The 17,323-nt window shown below is 41.9% G+C and carries 15 protein-coding genes; 5 read left to right on the top strand and 10 right to left on the bottom strand.

Translation table 11 applies throughout. The features are described from left to right. Nucleotides 1-149: 149 nt before the first annotated feature. Nucleotides 150-890, top strand: a complete 741-nt coding sequence (locus KNQ15_RS12385; RefSeq protein WP_029342662.1) for a zinc ribbon domain-containing protein — start codon at nucleotides 150-152, stop codon at nucleotides 888-890. After that, a complete protein-coding gene (locus tag KNQ15_RS12380; protein ID WP_047392838.1) occupies nucleotides 887-1,570 on the top strand; it encodes a hypothetical protein in 684 nt (227 codons plus the stop codon). Before KNQ15_RS12385 ends, KNQ15_RS12380 begins: the two co-directional genes overlap by 4 nt. 46 nt (nucleotides 1,571-1,616) lie before the next feature. On the opposite strand, the gene KNQ15_RS12375 is transcribed toward KNQ15_RS12380, so the two are convergent. The 3 genes from KNQ15_RS12375 to KNQ15_RS12365 are packed head-to-tail and all read right to left on the bottom strand — an operon-like array spanning nucleotide 1,617 to nucleotide 5,172. After that, entirely contained in the window at nucleotides 1,617-3,347 is a 1,731-nt protein-coding gene (locus tag KNQ15_RS12375; protein WP_214729701.1) for a zinc ribbon domain-containing protein, read from the bottom strand. Beyond that, entirely contained in the window at nucleotides 3,344-3,766 is a 423-nt protein-coding gene (locus tag KNQ15_RS12370; RefSeq protein ID WP_029342665.1) for a zinc ribbon domain-containing protein, read from the bottom strand. The genes KNQ15_RS12375 and KNQ15_RS12370 overlap by 4 nt, the downstream gene beginning before the upstream one ends. A gap of 20 nt (nucleotides 3,767-3,786) precedes the next feature. Beyond that, a complete protein-coding gene (locus KNQ15_RS12365; protein ID WP_214729700.1) occupies nucleotides 3,787-5,172 on the bottom strand; it encodes a TcaA 3rd/4th domain-containing protein in 1,386 nt (461 codons plus the stop codon). A 348-nt stretch (nucleotides 5,173-5,520) separates the two neighbouring features. Here KNQ15_RS12365 and KNQ15_RS12360 point away from each other — a divergent pair, with 348 nt between their 5' ends. Continuing rightward, the gene (locus tag KNQ15_RS12360; RefSeq protein WP_214729699.1) at nucleotides 5,521-6,285 is read left to right on the top strand and encodes an Ltp family lipoprotein; all 765 of its coding nucleotides are present in this window, start codon (nucleotides 5,521-5,523) and stop codon (nucleotides 6,283-6,285) included. A 214-nt stretch (nucleotides 6,286-6,499) separates the two neighbouring features. Here KNQ15_RS12360 and KNQ15_RS12355 read toward each other — a convergent pair whose 3' ends face one another. The 6 genes from KNQ15_RS12355 to KNQ15_RS12330 form a co-directional block, all read right to left on the bottom strand. Further along, entirely contained in the window at nucleotides 6,500-7,576 is a 1,077-nt protein-coding gene (locus KNQ15_RS12355) for a hypothetical protein (RefSeq protein WP_244989011.1), read from the bottom strand. 35 nt (nucleotides 7,577-7,611) lie between these two features. Then, complete coding sequence (locus KNQ15_RS12350) at nucleotides 7,612-8,262, bottom strand: ATP-binding cassette domain-containing protein (RefSeq protein ID WP_214729697.1); 651 nt, start codon at nucleotides 8,260-8,262, stop codon at nucleotides 7,612-7,614. A 4-nt stretch (nucleotides 8,263-8,266) separates the two neighbouring features. Continuing rightward, nucleotides 8,267-9,724, bottom strand: coding sequence for a hypothetical protein (locus tag KNQ15_RS12345; protein WP_214729696.1), 1,458 nt, complete (start codon nucleotides 9,722-9,724; stop codon nucleotides 8,267-8,269). Nucleotides 9,725-9,795: 71 nt separating this feature from the next. Continuing rightward, a complete protein-coding gene (locus KNQ15_RS12340) occupies nucleotides 9,796-10,221 on the bottom strand; it encodes a hypothetical protein (protein ID WP_214729695.1) in 426 nt (141 codons plus the stop codon). Nucleotides 10,222-10,560: 339 nt separating this feature from the next. Then, complete coding sequence (locus KNQ15_RS12335) at nucleotides 10,561-12,960, bottom strand: S8 family peptidase (protein ID WP_214729694.1); 2,400 nt, start codon at nucleotides 12,958-12,960, stop codon at nucleotides 10,561-10,563. A gap of 266 nt (nucleotides 12,961-13,226) precedes the next feature. Beyond that, nucleotides 13,227-14,471 (bottom strand): transglutaminase domain-containing protein, encoded by a 1,245-nt coding sequence (locus KNQ15_RS12330; protein ID WP_214729693.1) that lies wholly within the window; start codon nucleotides 14,469-14,471, stop codon nucleotides 13,227-13,229. A 578-nt stretch (nucleotides 14,472-15,049) separates the two neighbouring features. Between KNQ15_RS12330 and KNQ15_RS12325 the strand changes: the two genes are divergently transcribed. Together KNQ15_RS12325 and KNQ15_RS12320 are read left to right on the top strand one after the other, a co-directional pair. Further along, the gene (locus KNQ15_RS12325; RefSeq protein WP_214729692.1) at nucleotides 15,050-15,484 is read left to right on the top strand and encodes a sigma factor; all 435 of its coding nucleotides are present in this window, start codon (nucleotides 15,050-15,052) and stop codon (nucleotides 15,482-15,484) included. Next, the gene (locus KNQ15_RS12320; protein ID WP_251137687.1) at nucleotides 15,484-16,314 is read left to right on the top strand and encodes a tyrosine-type recombinase/integrase; all 831 of its coding nucleotides are present in this window, start codon (nucleotides 15,484-15,486) and stop codon (nucleotides 16,312-16,314) included. The genes KNQ15_RS12325 and KNQ15_RS12320 overlap by 1 nt, the downstream gene beginning before the upstream one ends. On the opposite strand, the gene KNQ15_RS12315 is transcribed toward KNQ15_RS12320, so the two are convergent. Further along, nucleotides 16,295-17,113, bottom strand: a complete 819-nt coding sequence (locus tag KNQ15_RS12315) for a tyrosine-type recombinase/integrase (RefSeq protein WP_214729690.1) — start codon at nucleotides 17,111-17,113, stop codon at nucleotides 16,295-16,297. The two genes, KNQ15_RS12320 and KNQ15_RS12315, sit on opposite strands and share 20 nt — an antisense overlap. Between the last annotated feature and the right edge of the window lie 210 nt (nucleotides 17,114-17,323).

The following is a 17,323-nucleotide window of genomic DNA, read 5'->3' as shown; positions in this document are numbered from 1 at the left end:
CTACCGAAACCTCGAACGATTCTTTTTGAGATTGCGCCTCGAGCTTGGTGGTTAAAATAGCAACCACGTGTTATGGTGATGAGCCAAAAAATTGTTATTTTTATATTTATTTTACATTATAATGACGAAGATAAGAAAGGAGTGCTTTTATGTCACATTGTTCAAATTGCCAGACTCCGATGAATGATCAGATGATCTTTTGTCCAGTTTGTGGTCAAAAAAATAGTCACACGCAATCCCGTTCCTCCAAAAAAGCGTGGTTCATCGGATTGCTGATTCTGTTGCTTTGCATCGGTGGAGGTGCCTTCGGTTATTTGAAATATCAAGCTGCACAACCATTGTTTCAGACGAGTGAGCTGACTCATGACGCAGCAGATGTCGATCAAGTCTTGCCGCAAGGCTTCTCAGCGACGAGGTTAGCTGACGACGAACTCGAGGAGTACCTCACTTTTGAATCAGCATCACCCGATTCCCTGTACCGCTTTCTCAGTACCTATGCCAAGCGTCTTCCTTCGATTGAGAACGAAGGTGGCGATGACTGGCAGTATTATGATTCGTCAATGGACGAATACATATCGTATGCGGACTTATTTTATGGAGACGATGATTTGACGGAAGATGAACGCGTACATTTCGGCGATCGCCTTGCCTTTTCAGAAGAATATCCGACGAGTTACGTTGCCTTACAAGACATGACGTTCGATGCCGTCAAAGTCATCGATAAAAATCACTTCCATGTCGAGACGACGGAAACATACGACCGACACGATTTCGAGATGGAGAACCAGCCCTCGCATCGTGCCATCGTCGAATATGAGATCACGTTCCAAGACGATCGATATAGCATTACTTCGATCAAACGAACTTTCAAGAAGGAGACTACATCATGATGACACGTGTACTTCCTCTCCTCTTCATAGCCGTCGTATTAAGTGGCTGTAGTAACGATTCAGCAGATCTCTACTTGAAGCAAAGTGCTCAAAGTACAATGGCTGGAGATCTTTTCGATGAACAACAATGGCGTGAGAAGGCGCGTACGGAAGGTACGACGGACAAACGGCTCATCGCACTGACGCAACAACAGGAAGCTTTTCGTGACCTTGAAGCCGCCTTGTTCATGAATCAGACGACAGATGCCCTTCGCTACGCAGAACGGGTCATGAACCAGACGTTCGGTGACAAAGCACTCGCGAACGAGGCGGCTCGTTATCACCGGACACTCGGTAAAGTCGAAAAAGCGTTCAATGATTTAGCCGGTAGCTATGCGTACTCGACAAGTGATCAAGGCGAATATGAGCAAGATTATACGGATGCGACGATCGATGTCGTGACACGTCCGAATCGCGAGGCAACACTGACGATTCATGACGCCCGTGATTATGAAGGACAACCGCTCGATGACTATACGTACAGCGGACGTTTCAATTCCGACAACACCTTGATGCTCTACTTTCACGAGTCATCTTTAGAAATCAGGTTTAATGAAGACGGGAGTCTGACATTCCGTGCTTCTGGTATCGAAAAAGACTCTTACATTGAATTTGAACAAACAACTAAACAATCCTTATGATAAAACGCTTGTCTTCGCAAAAGGAGACAAGCGTTTTTATTTGGAATCATCCTTTTGTATCTTTGAAGCGGTTCAATCCGTATCCCACTAATCCACCGAGGAATGGGAAGAGGAAAAGCATGAACGCATTCCACCATGTCAAAGTAGAAACGACGACACCGGCTAGGACATCGTTATCCCATTGCAGTTCAAACCGTGTTTGTGTGAAGTACGCTAGAATGAGTCCACCAATCATGAAGACCCCAGCATAAATCGCAACATTCGGTAACGTCCGAATCCAGCGGAATCCGATTCCGATATGGATGATGAACATCAGTACAAGCGCAATCAAGCCGTAAGGAGCAACACTTGAACTGAGCAATTGCTCTTCTTCAAATGGAGTGGAGGCATTCGCGATTTGAGCGAAGCGTGTTAAGAGCCCGACATCTACCGTTTCATCAAAACGTGTTACTTTCGGATCGAGTGTTGGATCTTCTCCGTTTTCAATCTGGTTCCCGATGATTCCTTGAATCCGACTCAGATTCGAAGCTTCTCCCGCTTCTTCCACTGGTCGTTGCAGATCATTCAAACGGTCTTCGCCATATAAGGCCGCACCTAAACGGAAGTCTTCCGTCAAAACGGTCATCTTGAAATCGACTTGTCCCGCTTGCGACATCGCGTAAAGCGGAGAAGCACCACTCAAGAGAACGAGGCTTGCTGATTCACCAAATTCGACTTCGTCCATTTCATCGAGCTCGTTTAGATAATACAATTGTCCGAATGACGTCAGCAGGACACCAAACAAATAGACGCTCATTAACGTCGTCGCAGCGATCCGCCCGACTTGCCAAGAACTACGCAGATCCGTTTGACCGATGAATTGGAACAAAAGGACACCAGCGAGCGCTAGAAGGAAGATCCGAAGCATTCCTATGACCAGATGTAGATCGAAGATACCGAAATCTGTCGCAAACAATCCGACGACCAGCGTAATCAACGATAATGTCAGGGCAAAGACGACAGCACGTTCGATTCGCTCATTCCACGATGTCGTCTTGACTCCGATGACACCACCTCGTTCCAGTAACCACGCACTCCCAATCAATAGAAGCAGACCCGGTAAGGACAGCAAGAAATGTCCTGAGAAAATATGAAAATCAAGTTGATCGATCGCTTTTTGAATATCAGAGAACTGTTCTGCATCGTTGCCTACCACTTCTGTAAGGAAGCGTGATTTCAAGTCTTCACTTGATGTGAGATTTAGACCAGCAAGGGCAACGAAAGCAAGGAAAAAGAACATACCGAACGTACTAAAATCATCTCCCATGTTTTGTTGAACAGTCTTGATTCCTTCTAATGCCGGGTTATCACTGAGGAGACCGAGCATGACGAACAATAAGACGACGATTGCAGCAAAACAAATGATGGCAGCGATACTACCGATCGCAAGACTCGGATTCCCAAACGAGAAATCGAATCGTGATATAAATGCGCGTCCACGCTCTTTCAACGGGAGATTCACGTTCCAATCCTGCGACTTCCACTTCTTACGAATGTCGTCCATACCTGGAAGACGATCTACAAGTGAGCCTTCTGACGTCGCAGCGATGAGGCGCGAATTTCCACAATTCGGACAGTACGACGCACGACCATCCATTTGTGTACCACACCCGACACAAAAATGCGCAGCTTGTTCGAAGCGAATCGGACGGGCTTGCTTATCGAGCGACGTCCCGTCTACTTCGCAATACTGGGCGTGTGGAGCATGTGCTTGACCACAGGTCGAACAATACTTCATACGCGTTGCCCCATTTCCGATCCGCAGCATGTACAGAAATGCTGATCATTACGTTGTGGTGTATGACATGTCGTACAGGCGACTTTCGTTTGTTCGTTCTCACGTGGAACGGACGTGCCGCATTTCCCACAAAACTTCGCGCCTGGCTCAAGTGGCGTCCGGCATGACTTACATTGCTTTTGTGCAGCTTCGACTTCCATCTCGTCAATCCGTGACAAGGCACCGAATACGAGTACTTCTTGTGCAAGAATGTCCTCGATTTCTTGACGATGCCCTTCGCTCCGCAGCTTCATGTAATGACGCTCTCCGATTTCGTACAGCAAGCGTCCTTTTTCACGTCGTGCTTGCTCCGCCTGCTCCTGTAATTCTTTTGCTGTCATCCCTTGAAAACGTGATCTGACTGATTGCCAATCCATCATCTGTGTAGCCTCCCTTGTTCTTATTTAATACTCGTTGCCTGTTGAATCCTGAAACTTTCCTCGTAGCTATCCTCACTACTTTCATACGTGAACAAGTAGCGGAAGAGCGACTTCGATGTTGTTTTTCCTGGCGATTCACTATCAGGCGTATACATTTCACCCCGAATATAGGTTGTCGCCATGACTTCGATACCTACCGAATCCCCATATTCGACGAACTTAGCTGAGGGACGATCAATCGACGCATTCATGAACTCTCCGTCCCACTCCAAGTCCTTTCGGCTCCAATCGTCATAGTTCTTTTGTTGTTTCGCAAGATAGGAAGCATCATCAACGAGTGAGAAATAACTTGTATCTTGATAAGTTGCCGCATCAACCCAGTCAGAAGCATGCTGCTCGACGGCTTCTTGCAGTTGGTTCAAAACGTTTTCTGATGGTTCGAACGTGAACATCGCTTTTTTCGTATCTGGTTTGACGACAACCTCACCCGATGTTTCCTCACCCCAGGGGAATGAATTTTCAATCGAGAGTTTAATGCCGTTCTTCGGGATTGGTCCATAGTTCTTCAAATCTGATACTCGTTCTGATGTCGATTTTCCATCAACAATCAAAAAGGCATCCGGATACGTCTGGTCGAGTTCGACCGCATTTCCTTTTAAAGTGATTTCGTATTTCCGATCTGCAGCGTCAAGCGTCAACGGATTGATTGTCACATCGCTCGACTCTTTTCCGTATTCGCCATCATACGCGATCTTGGCATCCGTCAATCCTGGATAGACGCCGTCCATCATGATGCCCTCCGCCGACGCTTTACTACTTTCCGTTCCGACCGGATTGACGAGTGTGACCTTCGTTCCTTTAAAATTACTGATGACTTCCGTTTTGACACTATCGAGGCGCAGACGATAATCCTTGAAGATCCCGAGCTGGCGACCACTCGCTACGATTTGACCAGGAACATCACTTTCGTTTTCTGCTTGAATCGACACACCGGCCATCAATAAATAATCCATGAATGATTTCTTTTGTTCCGGTGTCTCTTTTAAGGCATCTAAAAAGCGTTGCGCCATCTTCTGATCAACCGGTTTTCCGTTGAACTCCGTATGCTCAGCGAGTAATGTAGCGTCACCAGAGCGAATCGCATCACGGACCTTATTCGTCGTCGCTTCGACCGTGAACCATTGTGTCGCGAGTCCATAATAGGCACCACCTGCTACGACCAACAATCCAACTGTTAAAAGAACGGTTTTTGCAGACTTACTCATTTTTTTAGAGCGTACAGGTCTGACGTCGCGTTCTTTTTCTAAAGGTTTTGCGTGTTCTACGTGATGTTCCAAGGCGTCACCGCAACTCGGACAAAACTTCAGACCACGTTTTGCAGCATCCGAACAATTCACACATGCCATATGTCCTACTCTCCTTCTGTTTTTTAATTTCATTTAAGTAAAAAATAGCCATAGAAAATAATAACACGTTTACTCATAAATTACTATTTTTGTAAAAATAATTTTGTTTTCAGACTGCTTATTGACTAAAATCAATATTTTAAAAGATTTTTTTACTTATTCTAAAAACGATTTATACATATTAAACGCTATCTTTCCCTCTAGTGTTCTCTTGATGAATGAGAAAACTTAGGTAAAATTCATATCCTACTAAACATATTCAATTATCCATTTTTTAAAATAATGAAATTCCAATTTATAGTCATGTATGCTATTTTTTATGTATAAAAGATATAAGGGGATAAAATAATGCAATCATCTACTAAACCAAAACGTAAATTCTATAAGAAATGGTGGTTTTGGTTAATCGTACTTCTTATTTTTGTAGCAGCAGGAAACAATTCAGAAGATCAGGCGACTCCAGCCAAAAAAGAAACATCAGCAAAATCAACAGAATCAACCACGAAAACGTCTTCTACTACAAAGGCAGACGACACGGATAACGAAACGACTGCACCATCGAATTCAGAAGAGGACGAGGTTGCTTCGGAGGAAGAAGCTACTGTAGAAGATACTTCTACAGTAGAGACTGAAGTAGAAGACTCGACACCTGATGTTCCAACAGAATATCTGTCAGCACTAGACAAGGCGGAATCGTATGCGGAAACGATGAACATGTCAAAAGCAGCCGTTTCGAACCAGTTGACGTCCGATTATGGAGAGCAGTTTTCGAAGGAAGCTGCAGCTTATGCGATGGAAAACATGAGTTTTAATGATTGGAAATCAAACGCACTCAAATCAGCTGAGTCTTATTCCGAAACGATGAGTATGTCGAAGAAAGGCATCTACGCGCAGCTGACATCCGACAGCGGTGAGAAGTTTACAAGTGAAGAGGCACAGTATGCGATCGATACACTTGATGCCGACTACAACCAGAATGCACTTCAAAAGGCAAAGGAATACCAAGAGACGATGAGCATGTCACCTGAAGCGATTCGAGATCAACTCTCATCGGATTACGGAGAAAAATTCACAGCGGAAGAAGCGAACTTTGCAATCAGTCAACTGAAATAATAATTTTTACCCTGTTCTAATTTTGAATGGGGTGGTTTTTTATTTAGACTATCTCATTCGTTGTGCATGGTTGAAATGAATCCTCTACATAAAGATAACTGCACAAAAATACCCCTTGATCAATACTTGACCAAAGGGTATAAAAAATCTTCCTAATTCCATTACAAAATAAAATGTTAAACACTCCATTTTTCTTACATCGTGTGGAACAACATTAGTTTCTCAATTGCGAGACGATGTTGTCGTTCGATAACTCTTTATTCATTTTCCGAGTAATCAATAACTTCACGAATCGTTTGTTTAATACGATCAGAATGGATAACAGTACAACTAATCCAGCAACCATTATCAGGAGGGGTTGCATCCCCATGTATTTCCACATTCCTGCTGCAAATAGTGCAATTAGAGCATAGGAGTACATATATATTTTTTTATTCATGGATTCGATTGTTGAGTAAAATTGTCGAGAGATTTCTTTACTCGATAACCCATTGATATACAACGACAACAAGTCTTTATTTAGTGTTTTGATTAGTGCATTTAAACTATTTCTATAGAAGATAAAGACGATAGCAAGTAACACTACTTGGAAGAGTATCAACAGGTACATCGACATTTTAGAACCTGCCACAAGTTTTTCTAATCCTTCCGCCTGATAGTACACATATGCTTTTTCTTCATCAAACATGTTATTAAAATCTTGTACGAAATCGTAGATATACTCTGTTTTTGTAATGTTGACTAACAACGATTTAGCACTAGAGTAATTATCTGATTTACTTATTTCCTCTGCCAATTTCGCACTAGTTTGAGGTGCTAGATAACATTTATCCTTCAAAAAGAAGATACCTGAGCCCTCATAGTAGGATTGTTTTAAGGACAACGGTTTATTCTCCATATCCGTGAACTTCAACGTATTCCCTTTAAATGAATCAGGTAGTATGATTTCATTTCCTTTGACCGATTTGTGATAGTTGATAGCATCTCGTGTCGTTGGATTTAGCGTCAGACAGTTCATGAAATCCTGTTCACCGTCGCCATTTGAATACGATAATGGAATCTCATATTCGTACGACAAATCTTTAACATTATCCATCTTTTTTATCTTCTCTGTATCATACGAAAACTCACCGTTTTTACTGTATCCGTTGATGAGTACCATCGAAAGCCGCTCATTATTTAAAATGTTATTTCGAATATTTTCTGTTGAGATAAAGATGGTAAAAACAGAAAACAATAGTAAAATGATGAGCAGAAAGTTTAATGTAGTCAATTTTTTAAGCTGTTTCATATACTTCTTCTTCATGTAATGAAAAACGGTCATTTTCATACTGCAATTCCTCTATTCAATTCATTGAAATTAAATGTTTGATCCGATTGACCAACTACATAATTAGAATGCGTAACGATTAAGATGATTTTATCAGACTTAATTTCCTTTAATAAATCCATGATCATTTCAATGTTTTCTTTGTCTAAATTATTTGTTGGTTCATCTAGCAAAATCAATTTGTATTCAAAAATCATTACCTTTAAAAAAGCAGCCCGTTGCCGTTCTCCTCCTGAAAGATTGTTGACAGGTACGTCTAACTTCTTCGACATTCCGATTTTTTCACTGTATCGCTTTAATCTTTCTTCATCGATACATTGATGATTAATTAACGATATGATTTCGAGATTTTCACGCACTGTTAATGCTTCTATGAGATTTAAATCCTGAAAGAAATAAGCGATTTGTTTACGTGCCTCATCAATCTTTTCTTTATTTGAAAAATCTAACTTTTGATTGAACAATACTACTTCTCCCTGCGTAGGAGCTTGTATCAACGACAAGATGTTAATTAAAGTCGTTTTACCGCAACCACTTTTACCGAATAGTGAATAAATGCCTGGCTTATGAATTTCTAAAGAAAAGTCATTTAAAATTTCTTGATTTCCGTAGCTGAAACTTACGTTATTTACGTTTATTGACATCATCGAATCATCGAAACCTCCTAGCAATTTCGTCACCCTCTAAAATATTTAAGATATTATTCAGGTAGACACTCATTTCGAATGAATAGTTTCCTGCTTTCTCACAATAACCAAGACCGCATTCTTTCTCTTTTATACGCTCTTTGATCTTCTCAGTATCCACTTTTAATTCATGCTCCGTGATCATACTGCTATACACATTCAAAACGACATAATCATCTTTTCCATCATATTTCAAGACAGTTGGAAATAATGACTTCACTTCTTTTTTCTGTGAAGAGGTCAATGTAACGCTATCATAAATCAACAATTTTGTTAATAATTTGTTTCCTTCTAATAGATTCTTTTCATTAAAAAGATCATTTTCATCTTGGTTTTTTCCACAATAATATCTCTCCGATAGGTTGTGTAAATCTTTACAATTCACATCTGGAAACTCACTCAAATCTCGATTTTCATTTTTTAAAATTTGATCTATGACAGATATGAAGTACAAATTTTGTTGCGTCTTCTTTTCGCTTCCTAAGAGGGTATCGAGGCGGGAATTAATCACCTCGATGTATTGTTCTGTATGTTTCAATTTATTACTAGCAAATAAGTTAGACATCAGATACAGATTTCGAATACTGTCTAAAGAATGATAAAAACTAGTGTAAGGTTTATTTTGATTCAATAAGTTTACGAATGCTTTTTTTCCTGCATCGTTCTCCATGACCATCTCGACAATTTGTAATTGTATCCAGTATGTGATTTCATCACAAAATAGTAGTGTGATTTGGTTTTGTTCATTCTGATAGAGAGATTGGAGACGTTCTAACTTTATTCCCCATTTATGACTATCGTTTAATTTTAATGCTGCATACAACAAGATAGGACGGTTTGGATCCATCAAATCTTGACTAGAGTATTCGTCAATGATTGTTTTTATCGTTTCTTTTGTCGGAGAAGTGCTTATATTAGAATCAAGTTCAAGCGATAGGAGTGTAAAGTATAAATATTCAATTTGATCACCTTGAACGGGTTTTCTCATTTGGTGAACATGCTCTTTTATATCTTGAATCATGCTGACTTCTTTGATTGAATTTGCAGTTTCGTATAAAAAATAGAGATCAAAAAATGAGTCGATTTTTGAAATTTGTTTGCTATTCAATGTACCTTCACCGTTAATTTGCATAACAATCAAGTCACAATAAAACTTGTTTCTCTTTTCATTACATTTTTGAATCGAATAGTTCTTTGACTTCTTTTTTAGAAAACGATAGGTACTGTTATTTTTAATAGCTGAAGATTCACTAAACTGACTATCTACTTCAAAGACAGAGCCACCATCTGATGTTTTTAGATAAGAAGATGCAGTTTTCACTAAGTTTGAATTATGTATATCTCGATTGATGAACGTTTCACCTTGGCTACAACCAGCTAATATGAATAAAAAACTGATACAAATAAGGATTATTTTTTTCATATGGTTTCGATACTCCTGTTCATAATACGAAAGGTTAGTGTAAAAGAAATGATTAAATTATGTTCGAATGATCAAATCTTTGCAGTAGCTGTATACGTTCGGTTGCTATAATCCACATGTGTAGTCGTGTTCATCCCTAAATAGAGTGTCAATCCACTACCACACACATTTCCTGAACTATAGTATGATTTACTCTTTGTTGATTTCGTGTACCCTGGGCTTGTTCCGCTACCGCTAACGCCGGCACCTGAGAATGAAACACTTCCTCCAACTGTCGTAAATGTGACGTGGTGCTTTAAACTTTTAAAGCCTGTCCGTGTAGTAGAGCTATAGGCTTTATAATTTCCGCAACCACTAAAATCAGAGAAGTAAGGTAAATCTGCTTTTGACGTGACACTGCTCACAGTTTTGGTCGCTCGGTAAGCATCTGCTTGAGGTGTGAAAGCAAGCGTACAAGCGAGTGTCGATACTGCAGTTAACGTAAGTACTTTTTTCATTTTACATTTCCTCCTAAATTTTCATTTCCTTTTACACTTACCCTTTCGTAAAAATCCTATCATAAATTTTCAGATAACAACCGTCAATTTAGAAAAAAATTTCCATTTTTCATTTTTTTATCAACATTTTTCACTTTATAATTTATTTAATTTTGTATATTATTTCGAAAGAGTCTTCAACAACGTGATAAAACTCCTAATATGAATTCAAAAAAGTATTCATCCAGTCTCGGAAGAATACTTTTCGATAAGTACAATCTCATTTTTGATCAATCGTTTGATTCATTTCATTTCGAAAGAAAGACTCGCTTCATTTCTCTATAAGTGATTATCGATGGATTAGCCAGTAACTTTAAACCGCTTTATTTTACTCTTATTTTTAGCTGCATCAATGGCATATACATCAATCAGTATAGATTTTTTTAGTTTTTTAATCTTGATAGTAAAGTTTCCTTTCGAATCAGCAGTAGTACTTCCTAATTTTTGCTTTCCAACATAAGCATATACGCTTGCTTTTGGTTCTGTCTTCCCTATGATTTTAGTTGATTGTGTCGTCACCTTGTTGATGCTTAACGCAGAGGGCGCCGTTCGATCTAATACAGGAATCGTCACGATTTTACTTTTGTTATTCGCAGCATCTAGAGCATAAATATTCAGACGTGTACCCGCTTTTTGCTTCGGTATGTTAATCGAAAACGTACTTCCATTCGTACGCATTTGTCCAATTTTCCGTGTTCCCTGCAAGACTACGACTGTACTATTCTTTTCTACCGTACCCGATAAAATTGTCATCGCGTCCGAGAACGATTTCATCTTCGGAACATCCGGTGCAGTACGGTCTAGTACAATAATCTTTCGCTCAATACTCTGATTTCCAGATCGATCTACTGCATATATTGATAAGACAGTACCTGCCGATTGAGAGGAAAGAGGAATCGAAAAATTTGATTCTTCATCCATTGTCGTTTCTGCAACAATCGTCCCATTTTTCTTAATCAAAATGGTTGTATAGGGTTCAGCTCGACCAAATAAATACTTCGATTTATCTGTGAACTCTGCTATTTCATAAACAACAGGCGGTGTGACATCTTTCACGATGACACGAATTTTCTCACTTTGATTTCCCGATGAATCGGTCAAAGATACCCATAGTGAAGTACCAGCTTTTTGACGTGAAAGAGAGACCGAGAATTTTCCTTTTTCATCGACTAGAGAGTCCCCTAACGTTCGTCCACTTTCCGTCTGAATGGATACTGTAGTTCCCGCCTCTCCTTGACCAGATAACCGGCTAGAAGTATCTGTGAACTCTGCTATTTGCGGTTGTTTCGGTGCTGTACGATCAATCACTATGACCTGCTGCTTTTGACTCTTGTTCCCTTTGGCATCTTCGATTTGGATAGAGAGTTGCTGATTTGCACGTTGCTTTTCAATGTTCACTTCAAAACGACCAGTTGCTAATCCGTCCTTCTCTCCGATGAGGTCTCCGCTTTCATTCCAAATACGTAGCGTACCGTCCGTGATGGAATCAGAAATTTCTCCTTTTACCGCTGTCATGGCGTCTGTCAACTCATCAATCTGAAGAGGTCCGTATTCTTTAATCAGAAGTGCAGCAGCCGCATTGACACGACCATGGCCATATTCGATGTCCCATCCCCCTGTTCCTAAGTCATCTGCCGTTCCTTCCAAACGTTCGACGATCTCGTCATTTGTTAAGGTCGGATCATTGGCTTTTACAAGTGCTGCTACTCCTGCAACCACAGGGGAAGCCATCGAAGTACCACTCATCCCACCAAATCCATTGTAAGGAAGTGTAGAATAGATGGAGCTACCAGGCGCCGCGATATCGATATCGCTCCCATAGTTGGAGAAATAGGATGAGCTATCCCGTGAAGTCGTCGACGCAACCGAAACGACGTGATCGTAGGATGAAGGATAGTGGCGACGGGAAGTTGTATCATTCCCTGCTGCTGCAATGACAACAACACCATGATCATGCGCATAATTGATTGCTGATTGATAGATCGAGCTGTAATTATAGCTTCCTAAACTCATATTGATGATCGTCGCGCCATGATCAACAGCACGATAAATTGCCGAAATGACATCTGATGCGTAAGCGCCATCTCCTACGAACACATCCAATGGCATGATAGACGTTTTCGGTGCAACACCAGTTCCCGCAAAAGAATTATCCATCGCTCCACCAATGATACCTGCGACGTGAGTACCATGCTCACCGCGCGTCAATGTATATGGAGATCGATTGACGACATCATATGGATCGACGATCTTATCTTTTAAATCGGTATGATAGGCATCAATACCATCATCAATCACTGCCACGACGACCGAACTTGCTCCCATCGTCCGCTCCCATGCTTTTTCCGCTTGGATATTCGTATGATGATATTGCAAAGAATACATACTGTCGTTTGGTGTGTATGCTCGTTTTTCTATATAATCTGGCTCTGCCCGTAAGACGCCATTTTGACTTTTTAACGTCTGCGCAAAAGATATCGCGCTCTCCCCTTTTGGTACATCCACCGTTACTACGGCATTATGCTCGGAAGACTTTCTGATCATTGTTTCGTATGCGAACTTCTCTAAAATATCGGGATTCTTCATCTGAACGATGACTCTCGTCGCATCTTCTGCTGCTTGAACATCGATATGAGTGTAATAAACTCCCAAACCAAGTAATCCGATTGTCGTCAATCCAATTTTATTTCGTAGGTTCATTCTGCCTTCTCCTCTTCGTAAAAAAACTCGTGAGTTCTATTCAGACTCTTCATCTGATTTTGTGCGTGTTCTATTTATTTTATAAATACAAACATAATTTCACTCCTTATGTATTTTAATGGATATATAAGTCATTTATTTTCTGACTTTTTAAATAAAAGTCAGTATTCTAGTTGGAATCCGCACCACAATATAAAAAAGCATGTCTTTCCTTACTCGTATGACCGAAGTAAGGAAAAACTTGCTTTACTTGAGAAATTACCTATTTAGTTTTCAGCATAATCGACCGGTGCAGTTTTTGGGTATTTCGATTTAATCCACGAATGATCGTTCAACAAGGTTTTGTCCGAAACCATCAAGTAGTCTTCTTGTACTTCATCCGGTCGATTAGGAATCGGATCGTTCCAAGTCGTATCTAAGTGATACCAGTTCCCTTTCACTTTCACCATGTTCCATGCATGCAAGCCACTCGATACTTTTCCATCAATATACCGGACCTCTACACCAGCAGCTTCTAGCAACAGGAGTGTTGTTAAGGCATAGCCGTCACAGACGCCCTCTCCATTCATTAAAATCGAGTATGGCGTATACGGACTTTCCTTACTTTTAAGTCGATAAGTAGTATGTCGGACGACGTAGTCGTTTACGTATCGAATCTTCTGCTCGTCCGACCAATCGACGGGTATCTTTTTAACGATTTGATTGACCTTGCGCCGCACTTGCTGCGCTTGCTCAGGTGTTACCTCGTACTTAAAGCGAAACGTATACTCTACATAATAATCATAATCGAGATACTCTGATTCTCCACCGTCATACATGCTAAATACATACGGTTCATTCTTTTCTAACCACTTCCATGCACCATCTGAAGCACGACTAAACTGATTGATATCACCAATGAACTGGACCGTAAACTCCTGCTCCTGACGATTCATATGGTACGCCATCGCTTCGCCTAATTCTTCAGCCGTCGTGATTTGTTCAGGTAATCGATAATGCTTCGAATGCGGATTCATCTTTTTAGCATTGGATGATGGAACGATTTCTGGTGTAGCTTCCGTTTCTGTTTCCCACTCAACACCATCCAACCATTGCCCTGCCGTTTCACTAAAACTAGCAATCGATTCCTTTATTGGTTCGACCGTAAACGACGTCTTGTCGAATTCTTCGAAGACTGCGAACAAGGTAACGATGCTAACGAAAAGACCAATTAGACATAAACCAGCCCGAATACCTAATTTCCCGAATGCAACAAGTACGGACCATCGGCTTTTAATCAACCGATTCAATATACGATCGATTAATGCTTCTACTTCTACTGCCGATCGACTCGTCCGCTTACGTGTCCGATAGACCATGTTCTGATAAATCGGTTGAAGGACCTCGAATTGTTTACCCGGATGGTCCTGCCACAATAAAAGCTTTTTTCTGACTTGCCGAATATCTCGTCGTAACTGGAAATGAATGATCGCATCCATTTTCAGTTTTTGAACAGATCGGTATGTCATCATCGCAATCACTATAAGTATGATGAGTAAGATAATGAAGGTTGTTATTCGATATCGCTCCTTTCCTATCCATCGATTCCACAATCGCGAGAAGTTCAGCGTTCGAATGCATCACGCAGATTAAATCGAATGGACCATAATGATTATTAATCCATATATTAACTCATTATACATTTTATACATTATGAAAGCATTTAGTTTTCAAGTGTCACCCTATTAGTTTTATTTTAATAATTGATTAGAAGCATTAACTCCTTTTATAAAAATGAATTATCAGGGCCACATGCCGAGAGATCCTCTCAGTATGTGACTTTTGTGTTTTTTAGTGATAGATTAAATACTTTCCGAACACCTCAGCGGATAAGTAGAGTTATCCTGAAAGCAATCGCGTTAGAATGCGGGTTTATCTGAAGCGAATGGACGCAAGAATGGGAAATCACACGACTTACGCTCTTTGAAAGTTGAAGAAACCGTTGGCATGATTGAAGAAATGGAGCGTTGCATCAAGCGGATAACTCTACTTATACTAAAACTACCGCGGAATACATAACAGATATGCATATCTGAAGAAACGGATACCCATGAACGACTTACTACGCAACTGGATTCCTCTCGTCAACTCCCTCCTGTCCCGCCTCTCGATCCACCCGAACGAACATGATGAATGTAGGCAAGCTGCCCTACTCCGACTTTGGAAATCAATCGAAGAAGGAAAGGTCATGACCGTCACTTTCGCCCGGATCCGTGCAAAAGGGGCGATGCTCGATTACTTAGCGACCCGCAACCGGACGCTTTCGACTGAAGTCGCGGTCGATACGATGCCGGAACTCCCTCGGACCCCAAACGTCTCCTTTCATTACCTTCTCAGCGAACTCAAACGGGATTTGTCGAATAAAGAGTACACGTTTCTCGAAGCCTTGATGCACGGCACGGAAGAGACACTCGGTTACTCCCCAGCGCGCCTGCGCTCAATAAAGTCGGAACTCCGGCAGAAAGTCCAGCTCCTCCTCGGATGATGACCTATTATCAAGAACGACTACTCGTAATCATTGAACAAGCAAACTACAGTAGCCTGACGAAAAAAGCCTATCGTTCCGACGTACGGCATCTCTGTCGCCACGTCGAACGGATCGATTTTCCGTCGCTGCAACGCTACGGTAAGTTTCTACGCGATACTTACGCTCCAGCGACTGCCGCTCGGCGACTGCATGCTCTCTCGATTTTGTTCGATCAACTGGTCGTCGAATGTTCGCTCCAGACGAATCCGTTGGCACGCGTTAAAAAACCCGTTCCCGCACCCTACCGCCGACTTGCCTTCACGTACGACGACGTCCATCGTGTCCTTGAGACGATTCGCGACGAGACCGTCTATGCCTTTAGCTTTCTTCTCCTGCACACAGGACTGCGTTTTTCAGAAGCCCGTGACTTGCAACTCGCAGATGTCGACTTTGCGCGCGATCAGGTACTCGTCCGGAGTGGTAAAGGCGATCAATCACGTCAAGTTCCGCTGCATCATGCATTACGTGATGTACTGGTGCGTTACATCGAGACGATTCGTCCTGATGCCCTACTGTTGTTTTGCGAAGACAGCGGACGTCCGGTCAATCCGGCAAAGTTTCGCCGTGTCTTAAAGGAAGCAAGTCAGGTATGTCTCGGACGGATCCTGCGGCCGCATGACATCCGGGTGACGTTCGCAACGACACTTTATCACGTGCATCAGACGGATATTTTGACGATCATGCGCTTACTTGGTCATAGCGATGTCCGGACGACCCAGCACTACGTCCTACCATCGCACGATATTGCTCATTCGTCGGTCAACCGACTCAAGCGGACAGACGATTGAGGACGTCTCGCACACGGTTCGTCTGACTACGGATGTATCCTTCCGTCGTCGAGATGCTGGCATGACCAAGCAGACGCTTTATATCGAGCAACTTCAGTCCTGCCTGCTGATAAAGATAGGTCGCATAGGCGATCCGCAGCATATGGGGACGGACGTGACGCTTCAGGGACGTAAATCCGACTTCGCGTAGTGCTTTTCTTGCCGCATGTTCATTGACCATCCGTCCCGTGACGGATTGAAACAAGTATCCGGTCGTGCGACCTGCTAGAAACAGACCAATCTTTTCGCAAAGAGTCTCCCCGATCGGAACGGTCCGTGTTCGACCACCTTTGCCGTGACGAACATACAGTTCATTCTTCGCTAGATCAAAATCCTGTACCGTCAACAAACGGGTCTCCATGAAGCGGAGGCCCGTTTGGCTGAGCACCTCAAAGAAGAGGCGATAGGTTGGATCTTGAATCTGTCGAATCACGGGGATCAACTCTTCACTATCATGGTACGTCTCATCTCGGAGACGTTGATGAACGATGGGACGGATCTCGACCATCGGATTCTTTTTGATCCGTCGTCGCTCGACGAGGACATTTCCGAGCCGATGTAAGACGTGATAACGTCGCAGGATCGTCGACGGCTTATAATGTGCTTTCATCCAGTGAAAGTAGCGTCGTAAGGACGCGACTGACCAGTCGACCTGATGCAAGCGCATTTGTCGAAGATCACTCCGGTATGCCTTGATCGTATGGGCTGCCCGCGAGAAGTCCGTCAATAAATACTGATCGAGATAGTCATAGTGGGTCATAGGTAGTTCCTCCTTTTTGTAGGGACTGACATGACAGCCGATGGAGTACACGATTGATTTTCGATGAAATATCAAGAATCGCTTTCCCTAAACGCTTAATGAACGAAAAACAAGAATAAGGAAAAAAGTTACAATCGTAGTGAATCTACTTTCTGTAGAACAGGAGAGAAAACATACCTTTCTTTACCCTGAACGACAGCACGTTGATTC

This window comes from Exiguobacterium sp. s168 (assembly GCF_018619035.1).
Taxonomy (GTDB): domain Bacteria; phylum Bacillota; class Bacilli; order Exiguobacteriales; family Exiguobacteriaceae; genus Exiguobacterium_A; species Exiguobacterium_A acetylicum.
This window is presented reverse-complemented; position numbering and strand designations above follow the sequence as displayed.

Excerpts from the sequence above, each read along its gene's own strand:
- KNQ15_RS12385 (WP_029342662.1), top strand. The coding sequence starts at position 150 with ATGTCACATTGTTCAAATTGCCAGACTCCGATGAATGATCAGATGATC.
- KNQ15_RS12380 (WP_047392838.1), top strand. The coding sequence starts at position 887 with ATGATGACACGTGTACTTCCTCTCCTCTTCATAGCCGTCGTATTAAGT.
- KNQ15_RS12375 (WP_214729701.1), bottom strand. The coding sequence starts at position 3,347 with ATGAAGTATTGTTCGACCTGTGGTCAAGCACATGCTCCACACGCCCAG.
- KNQ15_RS12370 (WP_029342665.1), bottom strand. The coding sequence starts at position 3,766 with ATGATGGATTGGCAATCAGTCAGATCACGTTTTCAAGGGATGACAGCA.
- KNQ15_RS12365 (WP_214729700.1), bottom strand. The coding sequence starts at position 5,172 with ATGGCATGTGTGAATTGTTCGGATGCTGCAAAACGTGGTCTGAAGTTT.
- KNQ15_RS12360 (WP_214729699.1), top strand. The coding sequence starts at position 5,521 with ATGCAATCATCTACTAAACCAAAACGTAAATTCTATAAGAAATGGTGG.
- KNQ15_RS12355 (WP_244989011.1), bottom strand. The coding sequence starts at position 7,576 with ATGAAACAGCTTAAAAAATTGACTACATTAAACTTTCTGCTCATCATT.
- KNQ15_RS12350 (WP_214729697.1), bottom strand. The coding sequence starts at position 8,262 with ATGATGTCAATAAACGTAAATAACGTAAGTTTCAGCTACGGAAATCAA.
- KNQ15_RS12345 (WP_214729696.1), bottom strand. The coding sequence starts at position 9,724 with ATGAAAAAAATAATCCTTATTTGTATCAGTTTTTTATTCATATTAGCT.
- KNQ15_RS12340 (WP_214729695.1), bottom strand. The coding sequence starts at position 10,221 with ATGAAAAAAGTACTTACGTTAACTGCAGTATCGACACTCGCTTGTACG.
- KNQ15_RS12335 (WP_214729694.1), bottom strand. The coding sequence starts at position 12,960 with ATGAACCTACGAAATAAAATTGGATTGACGACAATCGGATTACTTGGT.
- KNQ15_RS12330 (WP_214729693.1), bottom strand. The coding sequence starts at position 14,471 with ATGATGACATACCGATCTGTTCAAAAACTGAAAATGGATGCGATCATT.
- KNQ15_RS12325 (WP_214729692.1), top strand. The coding sequence starts at position 15,050 with ATGAACGACTTACTACGCAACTGGATTCCTCTCGTCAACTCCCTCCTG.
- KNQ15_RS12320 (WP_251137687.1), top strand. The coding sequence starts at position 15,484 with ATGACCTATTATCAAGAACGACTACTCGTAATCATTGAACAAGCAAAC.
- KNQ15_RS12315 (WP_214729690.1), bottom strand. The coding sequence starts at position 17,113 with ATGACCCACTATGACTATCTCGATCAGTATTTATTGACGGACTTCTCG.